This window comes from Serratia sp. CY76391 (assembly GCF_052166695.1).
In the GTDB taxonomy this organism is placed as follows: domain Bacteria; phylum Pseudomonadota; class Gammaproteobacteria; order Enterobacterales; family Enterobacteriaceae; genus Serratia; species Serratia nematodiphila.
This window is the reverse complement of record NZ_JBJNOJ010000001.1, coordinates 1,397,263-1,409,652: the sequence shown is the minus strand read 5'-3', so window position 1 is coordinate 1,409,652 and position 12,390 is coordinate 1,397,263. Positions and strand designations below refer to the sequence as shown.

General features: G+C 61.7%; 13 protein-coding genes. 8 read left to right on the top strand and 5 right to left on the bottom strand.

Annotation, left to right across the window (positions count from 1 at the left end; translation table 11 throughout):
• Positions 1-11: 11 nt before the first annotated feature.
• Positions 12-380: an NUDIX hydrolase gene (locus tag ACJ8PN_RS07135; RefSeq protein ID WP_351107810.1), complete on the bottom strand. Its 369-nt coding sequence runs from the start codon at positions 378-380 to the stop codon at positions 12-14.
• Positions 359-973 carry an NUDIX domain-containing protein gene (locus ACJ8PN_RS07130; protein WP_351107807.1) on the bottom strand — a complete coding sequence of 205 codons (615 nt, stop codon included), beginning with the start codon at positions 971-973 and terminating at the stop codon, positions 359-361. Before ACJ8PN_RS07130 ends, ACJ8PN_RS07135 begins: the two co-directional genes overlap by 22 nt.
• Before the next feature lie 97 nt (positions 974-1,070).
• Here ACJ8PN_RS07130 and ACJ8PN_RS07125 point away from each other — a divergent pair, with 97 nt between their 5' ends.
• The 3 genes from ACJ8PN_RS07125 (at position 1,071) to ACJ8PN_RS07115 (ending at position 3,615) form a co-directional block, all read left to right on the top strand.
• Complete coding sequence (locus ACJ8PN_RS07125) at positions 1,071-1,826, top strand: DeoR/GlpR family DNA-binding transcription regulator (protein WP_411261310.1); 756 nt, start codon at positions 1,071-1,073, stop codon at positions 1,824-1,826.
• Between the two features lie 135 nt (positions 1,827-1,961).
• The gene (add, locus tag ACJ8PN_RS07120) at positions 1,962-2,960 is read left to right on the top strand and encodes an adenosine deaminase (protein ID WP_019455941.1); all 999 of its coding nucleotides are present in this window, start codon (positions 1,962-1,964) and stop codon (positions 2,958-2,960) included.
• Between the two features lie 109 nt (positions 2,961-3,069).
• Entirely contained in the window at positions 3,070-3,615 is a 546-nt protein-coding gene (locus tag ACJ8PN_RS07115; protein WP_442534746.1) for an AAA family ATPase, read from the top strand.
• A gap of 11 nt (positions 3,616-3,626) precedes the next feature.
• Here the strand turns inward: ACJ8PN_RS07115 and ACJ8PN_RS07110 are convergent, their stop codons facing one another.
• Positions 3,627-4,631 carry a bile acid:sodium symporter family protein gene (locus ACJ8PN_RS07110; protein WP_004938453.1) on the bottom strand — a complete coding sequence of 335 codons (1,005 nt, stop codon included), beginning with the start codon at positions 4,629-4,631 and terminating at the stop codon, positions 3,627-3,629.
• A gap of 72 nt (positions 4,632-4,703) precedes the next feature.
• On the bottom strand, positions 4,704-5,744 hold the full coding sequence (locus ACJ8PN_RS07105) for an oxidoreductase (protein WP_351107798.1): 1,041 nt from the start codon (positions 5,742-5,744) through the stop codon (positions 4,704-4,706).
• A gap of 224 nt (positions 5,745-5,968) precedes the next feature.
• On the opposite strand from ACJ8PN_RS07105, the gene ACJ8PN_RS07100 reads away from it, so the two are divergent.
• The 4 genes from ACJ8PN_RS07100 to rsxC all read left to right on the top strand — a co-directional run bounded on the left by ACJ8PN_RS07100 (position 5,969) and on the right by rsxC (position 10,006).
• Positions 5,969-6,409, top strand: coding sequence for a DUF2569 domain-containing protein (locus ACJ8PN_RS07100; protein WP_004938446.1), 441 nt, complete (start codon positions 5,969-5,971; stop codon positions 6,407-6,409).
• Between the two features lie 135 nt (positions 6,410-6,544).
• Positions 6,545-7,126, top strand: coding sequence for an electron transport complex subunit RsxA (rsxA, locus tag ACJ8PN_RS07095; RefSeq protein ID WP_004938443.1), 582 nt, complete (start codon positions 6,545-6,547; stop codon positions 7,124-7,126).
• A complete protein-coding gene (gene rsxB / locus ACJ8PN_RS07090; protein ID WP_004938428.1) occupies positions 7,126-7,698 on the top strand; it encodes an electron transport complex subunit RsxB in 573 nt (190 codons plus the stop codon). The genes rsxA and rsxB overlap by 1 nt, the downstream gene beginning before the upstream one ends.
• A complete protein-coding gene (gene rsxC / locus ACJ8PN_RS07085) occupies positions 7,691-10,006 on the top strand; it encodes an electron transport complex subunit RsxC (RefSeq protein WP_442534745.1) in 2,316 nt (771 codons plus the stop codon). The genes rsxB and rsxC overlap by 8 nt, the downstream gene beginning before the upstream one ends.
• 33 nt (positions 10,007-10,039) lie before the next feature.
• Here the strand turns inward: rsxC and ACJ8PN_RS07080 are convergent, their stop codons facing one another.
• Entirely contained in the window at positions 10,040-10,933 is an 894-nt protein-coding gene (locus tag ACJ8PN_RS07080; RefSeq protein WP_171453929.1) for a helix-turn-helix domain-containing protein, read from the bottom strand.
• A gap of 365 nt (positions 10,934-11,298) precedes the next feature.
• Here ACJ8PN_RS07080 and rsxD point away from each other — a divergent pair, with 365 nt between their 5' ends.
• Entirely contained in the window at positions 11,299-12,384 is a 1,086-nt protein-coding gene (rsxD, locus tag ACJ8PN_RS07075) for an electron transport complex subunit RsxD (protein ID WP_442534744.1), read from the top strand.
• Positions 12,385-12,390 lie beyond the last annotated feature (6 nt).

The window sequence follows — 12,390 nt, the reverse complement described above, 5'->3', positions numbered from 1 at the left end:
CCGCCCCTCCGTTACGCCTGAACAGACGGAATTTCCTCCAGATGACGATAGACCGTCAATCCCCATTCGTTAGCCAACCGCACGTCGTTATCGGCCCCCGCAGACGCCCCTTCGATGCGATACACCGCCTGACACTGCGCAATCAGTCGGTGAGCCACCGGGTAAAGAAACGCCTCGCTCACCGCATCGCCAACCTGAGTGGATCCTGCCGCCGCCGCCAAAGGCAGCGCCAGCCACTCGCCGATCACCGGCACGTGCCCCCGCAGGTAGACCGCCAGCGCCGCCTGTTCCAGGCGCGCCAGATTGGCGGCGATACGCTGCGGATCGCCATCGGTGCCGCTGCGATAGGGGCCGGCGATCAGGATTTGTTGTGCTTGCATCGTTCTTCCTCCAACGTCCGGTTCAAGGCGACAAACTGCAGCAGCATGATGGTCTTGGCGTCAACGATCGTGCCCTGACGAATCGCCTGCAGGGCCTGCGCCAGCGGCAGCTCGATCACATCCAGATCCTCGCCCTCCGCCGCCACCCCGCCGCCCTCGTTGACGCGATCGCCCGCCTGATATTCACCGACGAAAAAGTGCAGCTTCTCGGTGACCGAACCTGGGCTCATATAGGCTTCAAACACTTTCTCCACGTTCTGCACGAAATAGCCGGTTTCCTCTTCCGCTTCGGCTCTGATGCGCGCCTCCGGCGACGCGTTGTCCAGCAGCCCGGCGGCGGCCTCAATCAACATGCCGTCATGACCGTTGACGAACACCGGAAAGCGGAACTGGCGCGTCAGGATCACCGTCTGCGCCTGCCGGTTGAACAGCAAAATCACCGCGCCGTCACCGCGATCGTAGGTCTCACGGCTTTGCCGCTGCCAGACGCCGTCGCGCCGCAGAAAATCAAAGGTGGTTTTTTTCAGCAGGTACCAGTCATCGGACAACACCCGGGTTTCGACAATGCGAACTCGGTCTTTGGTGGCTATCATCGGTTTACTCCGCCAGAGGAAGGAAATTGATACTATCGTGCAGTTTCGTGTATGATCAAGATATTTCGTGCAATGCAAATTTGAGGGAAAAATGGCCATGTTGACCAGCCAGCGCAAGAAAATCATCCTGGAGAAACTGGCTCAGGACGGCCAGGTGTTGGCCAAGCAGCTCAGCGAGCTGTTCGGGCTGTCGGAAGACACTGTCCGGCGCGATCTGCGCGAACTGGACGCCGAGGGGTTGCTGCAGCGGGTGCACGGCGGCGCCCTGCCGGTTTCATCCGCCATCGCCAGCTTCGCCGAACGCAATCAGTTGGAATCCGGCGCCAAACGCGCGATCGCCAAAGCGGCGGCGGCGCTGATCGCCCCCGGCCAGGTGGTGATCATCGACGGCGGCACCACCTCCGCCGAGCTGGTCAGGCAGCTGCCGCTCAGCCTGAACGCCACCATCGTCACCCACAGCCCCAGCGTCGCCGTGGGCCTGGCCGATCATCCCACGGTGGAGGTGATCCTGATCGGCGGCCGGTTGTACAAGCATTCGATCGTCAGCGTCGGCGCCGCCGCGGTGGAAGCGATGTCGCATATTCGTGCCGATATCTATTTTATGGGCGTGACCGGCGTGCACCCCACCGCGGGGCTGAGCACCGGCGATCTGGAAGAGGCCTACATCAAGCGCGCGCTGGCGGCCCGCGCGGCGGAAACCGTGGTGCTGGCCTCCGCCGCCAAGCTTAACGCCGCCTCACAGTATGCGATCGGCGATATTACGCTGGCGCATACCATCATCGTTGAACGCGCCACCGATGACACGCTGCTCGCGCCGTTACAGCAGGCGGGCGTCAGCGTGTTGAAAGCCTGATTCACGACGATAATGCGATACACCTCGCATTATTTGTGATGCAAGTCACTTTTTTATGCAACGAGATGGCAAGTTTCATCCATTTGTTTTTATACTGTTCTGCACTTTACCTACGATAATCAGCGAGTGCCCAGCATGATCGATCCCCGCCTACCGCTTACCGACATTCACCGCCATCTCGACGGCAACATCCGCGCGCAGACCATTCTCGACCTCGGTCGCCAGTTCAATCTCGCCCTGCCGGCCAACGATTTGGAGAGCCTGCGCCCGCACGTGCAGATCACCCACGCCGAACCGGATCTGGTCAGCTTCCTGCAGAAACTGGACTGGGGCGTAGCGGTGCTGGGCGATCTGGACGCCTGCCGCCGGGTGGCCTACGAAAACGTCGAGGACGCCGCCAACGCCGGGCTGCACTACGCCGAGCTGCGTTTTTCCCCTTACTACATGGCGATGAAGCATCAGCTGCCGGTCGCCGGCGTGGTGGAAGCGGTGATCGACGGGATCCGCTCGGGCTGCCGCGATCGCGACATCGACATTCGCCTGATCGGCATCATGAGCCGCACCTTTGGCGAGGCCGCCTGTTTGCAGGAGCTGGAAGGGTTGCTGGCGCACCGCGACGGCATTACCGCATTGGATTTGGCGGGCGATGAGCTGGGCTTCCCCGGCAGCCTGTTCCTCAACCACTTCAACCGCGCGCGCGACGCCGGCCTGCGCATCACCGTGCACGCGGGCGAAGCCGCCGGCCCGGAAAGCATCTGGCAGGCGATCCGCGAGCTGGGCGCCGAACGTATCGGCCATGGGGTAAAAGCGGTTGAAGATCCGGCGCTGATGGACTTCCTGGCGGAACACGGCATCGGCATCGAATCCTGCCTGACCTCCAACATCCAGACCAGCACCGTGCCGTCACTGGCGCAGCATCCGCTGGCCACCTTCCTGCGCCACGGCGTGCTGGCGTCGATCAACACCGACGATCCGGCGGTTCAGGGCATCGAGATCGAACATGAATACCGCGTTGCCGCACCGCAGGCCGGGCTGACGCCGGAAGAAATCCGCACCGCGCAGGAAAACGGCCTGAAGCTGGCCTTCCTCAGCGAGCAGGAAAAACAGGCGCTGCGCGCCAAAGTTCAGGGCTAATCTCCCCAGGCGCCAAACGGCGCCTTCTTCTCATCCCCCGTTTTCTTCCGCCTGCTCGTCTTTATCGCTGTTTTCACCCCATCACTCTGTTGCAAGAGAGGAATTCCGTATGTCTGACAAACTACGCCGTATCGTGCTGACCGGCGGCCCGGGTTCGGGCAAAAGCACGCTCATCGACGTTCTTCATCGCCGCGGTTACCCGCATTCCCAGGAAGCTGGCCGGGCGATTATTCAGGATCAGGTGAGTATTGGCGGCAATGCGCTGCCGTGGGGCGATCGCCAGGCTTTCGCCGAGCGGATGCTCGATTGGGAACTGCGTTCATGGCGCGAAGCGACGGGCGCAACATGCTGGTTCTTCGATCGCGGCCTGCCGGATATCGCCGGTTACCTGACGCTGTGCGGATTATCGATCCCCGCCCCCTTAACGGCGGCGATCGGCGCCTTTCGCTATGCCGATACGGTGTTCATCGCCCCGCCGTGGCGAGCGATTTATGCGCAGGACAGCGAGAGAAAACAGTCTTTCGCCGAAGCCGAGCAAACCTATCGGGCGATGGTGGCCATCTATCGCCGTTATGGCTATCGGCTGCAAGAGCTGCCGCGCACCTCACCCGATGAGCGCGCCGACTTTCTGCTCGACGCGCTGAGCCACCGCTAGCGGCCTGCGGCCTATTTAGCCGCCAGCGCCTCCGCCTCGGCCCGCTGTTTGGCGGTTTTACGCGCATAGCGCTGCGCCAGCACCGCGCACACCATCAGTTGCACCTGGTGGAAAATCATCAGCGGCAGCACCATGGCGCCCACCGCCGCGGCCGGGAACAGCACGTTGGCCATCGGGATGCCGTTCGCCAGGCTCTTTTTCGAACCGCAGAACACAATGGTGATTTCATCGGCGGTGTTGAAACCCAGCCAGCGCGCCGCGTAGGTGTTGATCACCAGCACCACCGTCAGCAGCACCAGCGACATCACCAGGATGGTCAGCAGCGACCAGCCGTCGATACGGTGCCAAATCCCTTCCACCACCGCCGCACTGAACGCGGTATATACCACCAGCAGGATCGACGAACGGTCGGTCAGGTTAATCAGTTTGCGATGGCGGTCGATCCACTTGCCGATCAGCGGTCGCGCCAGGTGGCCGATCACGAACGGCACCATCAGTTGCAGAATGATCGAACCGATGGCGTGCAGCACGTCGGTATTGCCGCCCTGGGTATGCATCAACGCCCCCACCAGCAGCGGCGACAGGAACACGCCAAGAATGCTGGACGCCGAGGCACTGCAGATCGCCGCCGCCACGTTGCCGCCCGCCGCCGAGGTAAAGGCGATGGCCGACTGCACCGTGGCCGGCAGCGCGCACAGATAGAGGAAGCCGAGATAGACCGTCGGCGTCATGATGCCCGGCACCAGCAGATTCATCGCCAGCCCGAGCAGCGGGAACAGCGCAAAGGTGCTGAGGAACACCAGCAGATGCAGCTTCCAGTGGCTCATGCCGGCGACGATCGCCTCGCGCGACAGCTTGGCGCCGTGCATAAAGAACAGCAGCGCGATGGCGGCGGTGGTCAGGTGTTCAAAGAAGGTTTTCCAGATGCCTTCGCAGGGGAACAGCGAGGCGACGATCACCACCAAAATCAGAACCAGCAAAAATTTATCAATGCGCAAACGCTGCAACCAGGACATGAAACGAATTTCCTTGCACGTAAAGTCGTAAAAAGGCCCGACGCTTCGCCGGGCACAGAGAAATGGGCGGTATCAAACCACCGGCAGCGCCTGCTGCAGCCGGGCCGATTCCAGCCCCAGTTCAATCAATGCCATCACCGCGATGGCGTCGGCGGCCGGCACCGGGTTTTCGCCGATGCCGGCGATCGCGTCGCGCACCGCGGCGTAATAAGCCGGGTAATTGCCGGGAATGTTGAGCAGCGGTTGCTCCGCCAGCAGATCGTCACGTGACAGCGTCACCACGCCGTCGCGCATGTCATAGCCCCAATCGGCCTGCGGCAAGCGCTCGCCGACCTTCAGTCGGTCTTCCTGCGGATCGAGGCCGTATTTGACATAGCTGCCGCGGGTGCCGTGCACCACGTAGCGCGGGCTCTCCGCCGCCGCCAGCATGCTGGCGTGCAGCACCACACGGCGATCGCCATAGCTCAGCAGCGCGTGAAAATAGTCCACCGCCTGTGCCCCCGGCCGCAGCTCACCCAGATCGACGAACAGCCGCTCGGGTTTGCCGAAGAGTTGCAGCGCCTGATCGAGCAGATGCGGCCCCAAATCGAACCAGATGCCGCTGCCGGCGCCGCCCTGTTCGCGCCAGCGCTGGCGCACCTGTGGCCGGTAGCGATCGAAATGCGACTCGAAATATACCACCTCGCCCAACGAACCGTCGTTCAGCAGCGCCTTAAGGGTAAGGAAATCGCTGTCCCAGCGACGGTTGTGGAACACCGACAACAGTAAACCGCTCTGCTGCGCCTGCTGTTGCAGCGCCTGTGCTTGTGACAGCGTCACGGTAAACGGTTTATCCACCACCACGTGCTTGCCGGCGGCCAGCGCCTGTTGCGCCAGCGGGAAATGGGTATCGTTGGGGGTAGGAATTACGATCAGATCGAGGGCCGGATCGGCGAACAGCGCTTGCGCATCCCCCACCACCGTCATCGACGGCCAGTCGGCGTGCACTTTGCCGGCATCGCTGCTGGAAACGGCGGCCAGTTCCAGCCCCGGCGTACCGGCGATTAGCGGCGCATGAAAGGTTTTACCGGCGTAGCCGTAACCGACCAACCCGACACGAATTTTTTCAGCCATGGGATTTCCTCTTGCAGGCTCACGACAGACCCTTTCGATTTGACACCATGCGGCCGGATGGAACAAGAAGTAAATGAGATGTTAATTCGAAGCGAGGCCGGAGTAGCCAAACGTGCGGCCCGGCGTCGCGATGCCGAGCTATCCGCTTGATAGAGATGACGAAGCCTATATTACCCGCTAAGCTATGCCGCCTGTGATCCCCGATTCAATCAGGAAGCCGTTTTATGTCTCAAGCTGAATACTCTCGTATCGGCGGTTGGTTGCTGGCCCCGCTGGCCTATCTGATCGTTACCCTGCTCAGCGCCAGCCTGATGCTGCTCCTGTACGCCATGGCGATCTTCATGCCCGAGTCGCGCGACTATCTGTTGACCAACGCCCAGGCGTTTACTCTGCAATGGTACTTTTCGGTGCTGACCACGCTCTTGATGTGGGGCTTTACCCTGTGGCTGGTGTTTCTGTTCTGCCAGCGGTCGCAGCGCTTCCCTAAACTGTTCCTGCTGTGGCTGCTGATCACGGTGATCCTGGCGGTGAAAGCCTTCGCCTTCGCGCCGGTGCCGGACGAAGTGGCGGTGCGCAGCCTCGGCTGGCCGCTGCTGATGGCGGCGCTGCTGGTGCCTTATATCAAGCGCTCGCAGCGGGTCAAAGGCACCTTTACCGAACGTTAAAGGCGGTTGCAGCACGTTTTATCGGGTATTTTGTGTAAATTTTCACCAAAAAAGGCAATACCCCTGCGATTCATATGTTGTCGTCCGGCCGCCGATTCCCGATAATAGGCGGCTTTTATTTTTTTAGGCATCGCAATGACCGAATACCTGCTCCTGTTTGTCGGCACCGTACTGGTGAACAACTTCGTTCTGGTGAAGTTTCTTGGCCTGTGCCCGTTCCTCGGCGTTTCCAAGAAGCTGGAAAGCGCCATCGGCATGGGAATGGCCACCACCTTCGTCATGACGCTGGCCTCCGTCAGCGCCTGGGTGATCAACACCTTTATTCTGGTTCCGCTGGATCTGGTGTACCTGCGCACGCTCTCCTTCATTCTGGTGATCGCCGTCGTCGTGCAGTTCACCGAGATGGTAGTGCGCAAAACCAGCCCGGCGCTCTACCGCCTGCTGGGCATCTTCCTGCCGCTGATCACCACCAACTGTGCGGTGCTGGGCGTGGCGCTGCTTAACGTCAACCTCGGCTACAACTTCCTGCAGTCCGCCGTTTACGGCTTTAGCGCCGCCGCCGGTTTCTCGCTGGTGATGGTGCTGTTCGCCGCCATTCGCGAACGTCTGGCGGTGGCCGACGTGCCGGCGCCGTTCCGCGGCTCCTCGATCGCGCTGATCACCGCCGGGCTGATGTCGCTGGCCTTTATGGGCTTTACCGGGCTGGTGAAATTCTAATGACTGCGTTGTGGATAGCTATCGCGGCTCTAAGCGCGCTCGGGCTGCTGTTCGGACTGGTGCTGGGCTACGCCGCGCGCCGTTTTGAGGTGGAAGAGGATCCGGTCGCCGAGCAGGTCGATGCGATCCTGCCGCAGAGCCAGTGCGGCCAGTGCGGCTACCCCGGCTGTCGCCCCTATGCCGAGGCGGTGGCCAACGGCGAGATGATCAACAAATGCGCGCCGGGCGGCGAACAGGTGATGCTGAAACTGGCGGAGCTGCTCAACGTCGAGCCGCAGCCGCTGGGCAGCGAAGCCGCCGCCGAGCCGGAGCGTAAAGTGGCCTATATCGACGAGGCCAACTGCATCGGCTGCACCAAGTGCATTCAGGCCTGCCCGGTGGACGCCATCGTCGGCGCCACCCGCGCCATGCACACCGTCATCACCGACCTCTGTACCGGCTGCGATCTGTGCGTCGCCCCTTGCCCTACCGACTGTATTGAAATGAGACCGGTCGCTACCACCACCGCCAACTGGAAGTGGGACATGAAGACGATCCCGGTGCAAGTGATCCACGTGGAGCAACATGCTTAATCTGTTCGCCGCCTTTAAAAAAGACCGGATCTGGGATTTCGACGGCGGGATCCATCCACCGGAAATGAAAACGCAGTCCAGCGGTGCGCCGCTGCGTGTCGCGCCCCTGCCCAAGACCTTTATCATTCCGCTGCAACAGCATCTGGGGCCGGAAGGCGAGCTGTGCGTCAGCGCAGGCGATCGGGTGTTGAAAGGCCAGCCGCTGACCGTCGGCCGCGGCCGCACCGTGCCGGTGCACGCCCCGACCTCGGGCACCGTCAGCGCCATTATGCCGCACATCACCGCGCACCCGTCCGGGCTGACGGAGCTGTGCGTGATTATCGAGGCAGACGGGGAAGACCGCTGGTGCGAGCGCGATCCGGTGGCAGACTATCGCCAATCGCCCGCCGCGGAACTGATTCAACGTATTCATCAGGCCGGCATCGCCGGCCTGGGCGGCGCAGGTTTCCCGACCGCCAGCAAACTGCAAGGCGGCATGAGCGGCGTGGAAACGCTGATCCTCAACGCCGCCGAGTGCGAGCCTTACATTACCGCCGACGACCGTCTGATGCAGGAACATGCCGCTCAGATCATTGAAGGCACGCAGATCCTGCAACACATTCTGCAACCCAAGCTCACGTTGATCGGCATCGAAGACAATAAACCGGAGGCAATCGCGGCGCTGAAACAGGCGTTGCGCGGCCAGCCCGGCATTGCGCTGCGCGTCATCCCGACCAAATACCCGTCCGGCGGCGCCAAGCAGCTGACCAAAATTTTGACCGGTAAGGAAGTGCCGCACGGTAAGCACTCCTCCGCTATCGGCGTATTGATGCAAAACGTCGGCACCGCCTTCGCCATCAAGCGAGCGATCGTCGACGGCGAACCGCTGATTGAGCGCGTAGTGACCCTGACCGGCGAGGCGATCGAGCGCCCTGGCAATCTGTGGGCTCGCATCGGCACGCCGGTGCAGCACCTGCTCGACTTCGTCGGTTTCCGCCCGCAGGCGCAGCAGATGGTGGTCATGGGCGGCCCGCTGATGGGCTTCACCCTGCCCGCGCTGAACGTGCCGATCGTCAAGATCAGCAACTGCATTCTGGCACCGACGGTGGATGAAATGACGCCGCAGGAACCGGAGCAGTCCTGCATCCGCTGCGGCCTGTGCGTAGACGCTTGCCCTGCCGGGCTGCTGCCGCAACAGCTGTACTGGTTCAGCCGCGGGCAGGAGCACGACAAGGCGCGCAACCATAACCTGTTCGACTGCATCGAATGCGGCGCCTGCGCGTTCGTCTGCCCCAGCAATATCCCGCTGGTACAGTACTACCGGCAGGAAAAGGCCGAAATCAAGGCTATCGATCTGGAAGCGGCGCGCACCGCCGAGGCCAAGGCGCGTTACGAGGCCAAGCTGGCGCGTCTGGAGCGTGAAAAACTGGCGCGTGAAGAGCGACATAAAAAGGCCGCCGTCAAACTGACCGACGACGATCAGGGCGCAGTGCAGGCCGCGCTGGCGCGCGTGCGCAGCAAGAATGCCGAAGCGGCGGTTACGCCGGTCAACGGCCAGCAACCGGATAACAGCGAGATGATCGCTGCCCGCGAAGCACGTAAAGCGCAGGCGCGCGAACGTCGTGCCCAGCTGGCTGCCGAGGTGGAAACGGAAGCGCCACCGGCGACCGCTGGCGACGACGCGCGTAAAGCCGCCGTGGCCGCGGCGCTGGCCCGCGTGAAAGCGCGCAAAGAGGCGCCGGCAGCAGACAGCTCCGCCCCGGCGGCAACAGAGAACGATCCGCGTAAAGCGGCCGTTGCGGCCGCCCTGGCGCGCGTGAAGGCCAAAAAGGCAGAGCAGCAGGCGGATGCCCCTGCGCCGGCGGAACCGGCGCCGGCTGCCGCCGAAGAAGATCCGCGCAAGGCGGCGGTCGCGGCTGCTATCGCCCGCGCCAAAGCCAAGAAAGCGGCGCCACAGGCGGATGCCCCTGCACCGACGGAACCGGCGCCGGCTGCCGCCGAAGAAGATCCGCGCAAGGCGGCGGTCGCGGCGGCACTGGCGCGCGTAAAAGCCAAGAAAGCGGCGCAGCAGGCGGATGCCCCTGCATCGGCGGAACCGGCGCCGGCTGCCGCCGAAGAAGATCCGCGCAAGGCGGCAGTCGCGGCGGCACTGGCGCGCGTAAAAGCCAAGAAAGCGGCGCAGCAGGCGGATGCCCCTGCACCGACGGAACCGGCGCCGGCTGCCGCCGAAGAAGATCCGCGCAAGGCGGCGGTTGCGGCGGCTATCGCCCGCGCCAAAGCCAAAAAAGCCGCCAGAGAATCGCTGGCGGCGGAAACGGAAGACAAATAATGATAGCGGCGCCTGGCTGACGCCAGGCGCCATTTAATCGATAGAAATCAGGTAGGTGTAATCCACTTCAATCTGACGCAGTTTGGATTCAGGATTCCACTCTTTGGTTTGAATGATCTCCATTTCCATACTGCCGCGCACTTTATCCTTCAACCCCGGCATCACATGCGACATCAGGTAGCCGAAAAACTGCAAACACTCTTTCGCCGACCCCTTATGGTTGATAGAGATAAACTCGCGGCTCGGCAAATGGAAGGTGTCTATCTGATGGTTGGAAAGAATATCCTTTCTGTGTTCAGGATCAACCGCCATCACCAGCGTGGATGAGAGCTCGTCGCCCTCCCCGGCATGAGGGGAGTAGATGCTGTAAATCCGCCGACAGTCGACGTGCAGCCCCTTGAAGAAGTCGTTGAAAATCTCGTCCTTCATCGCCATGCAGGAAGCGTACTCCAGCTCCTGTTCGGAGGCGAAATCCAGCCGGCGCGTGAAGCCGACCAGCTGCATGTCGGGCAGCGTCAGCCGCTTCACTTCCGGGTAATAACCGGCGCCGTAGCTGGCTTCGAAGTTAAAGCGCGGCATCAGGTTTTTCACGTCCCAGTGCTCCATCGAGCGGTAGCGATTGGGGGTGGTGCCGAAGCGCTGCTTGAACATGCGGGTAAAGGTCTGCTGAGAGTCGAAGCCCAGCTCATCGGAGATGTCGATGATAGAGCGACGAGTAATGCGCAACGCCACCGCGGCGCGCGTCAGGATGCGCGAACGGATATAGGTGGCGAGTTGAATGCCGGTAATACGCTTGAATTTACGCTGCAGATGCCACTTGGAATAGCCCGAAATACGCGCGACTTCATCCAGGTTTGGCCGTTTCTCCAGATGTATCTCCACCCACTCAATTAGCTCTTCAATAAAAAAAATGTCTTCATTTGTCATTATTATGGATTCACTGACTCAATAATGTTCGCGATAGTAACCTACACGGATTATGTGAAAGTTGTTATTTTGTGCGGAAATCTGGAGGAAAATGATATCTCATTCAGACATTTACCCCATTTTCCGCGGTCGATGACGGCACAAGTTCCACTGACAATTCCTCACGTTAGCCCATTTCCCGGCCCAAAAAAAATCAAATCGCGCCACCCCGATCGCCAGATGTGCGGAAAGCCGAATACCCCTATCATTAAGGCGTATTACCCTCGCATCGAATCAGGTAGAATGCTCGGCTATCATTTTTGCCGCGCCCGCAGTATGGCGCATCGAAACTGCCGCAGGCGCGGCGCAGAAGGTATCGTTACTCTATGAAGTTCAGGCCGGTATCACCCAGAGCCGCCAAAGGCTTACACATCGCCAGCTCGCCTTTCACCCACAACCAGCAAAGCACCAGCCGCATTATGCTATGGGTCATGTTGGCGTGCATTCCCGGCATTGCGGCGCAGATTTGGTTTTTCGGCTACGGCGTGCTGATTCAGGTGGCGCTGGCGGCGATCGTCGCGCTGGCTGCAGAAGGCGCGATCCTCAGGCTGCGCAAGCTGCCGGTGCGCAGCCGGCTGGCGGATAACTCCGCCCTGCTGACCGCGCTGCTGCTCGGCATCAGCCTGCCGCCGCTGGCGCCGTGGTGGATGATCGTCATCGGCACCTTCTTCGCCATCGTTATCGCCAAACAGCTGTATGGCGGCCTCGGGCAGAACCCGTTCAACCCGGCGATGGTCGGTTACGTAGTGCTGCTCATCTCCTTCCCGGTGCAGATGACCAGCTGGCTGCCGCCGGATGAACTGCGCGCCACCGCGCTGTCGCTCCACGACACGCTGCTGGCGATTTTCAGCGGCCATACCGCACAGGGCGCGACACTGCACGAACTGCAGATGGGCGTGGACGGCATCAGCCAGGCCACGCCGCTCGACGGCTTCAAAACCGGCCTGCGCAGCGGCCACAGCGTGGAACAGGTGTTGCAGCAGCCGCTGTTCGGCGGCGCGCTGGCCGGTATCGGCTGGCAGTGGGTCAACCTCGGTTTCCTGGCCGGCGGCCTGTTTATGCTGGCGCGCCGCCTGATCCATTGGCAAATTCCTTTCAGCATGTTGGCTGCCATCGCCTTCTGTTCCGGTCTGGCCTGGTGGATCGATCCGGCGCATCAGGCTTCGCCGCTGATCCACCTGTTCTCCGGCGCCAGCATGCTGGGTGCGTTCTTTATCGCCACCGATCCGGTCAGTGCCTCCACCACGCCGAAGGGCCGCTTAATCTACGGCGCGCTGATCGGCGTGCTGGTCTGGCTGATCCGCGTCTATGGCGGCTACCCTGATGGTGTGGCCTTCGCCGTGCTGCTCGCCAACATCACCGTCCCGTTAATCGACCACTACACGCAGCCGCGCGTGTACGGCCATCGCTAAGGAGCC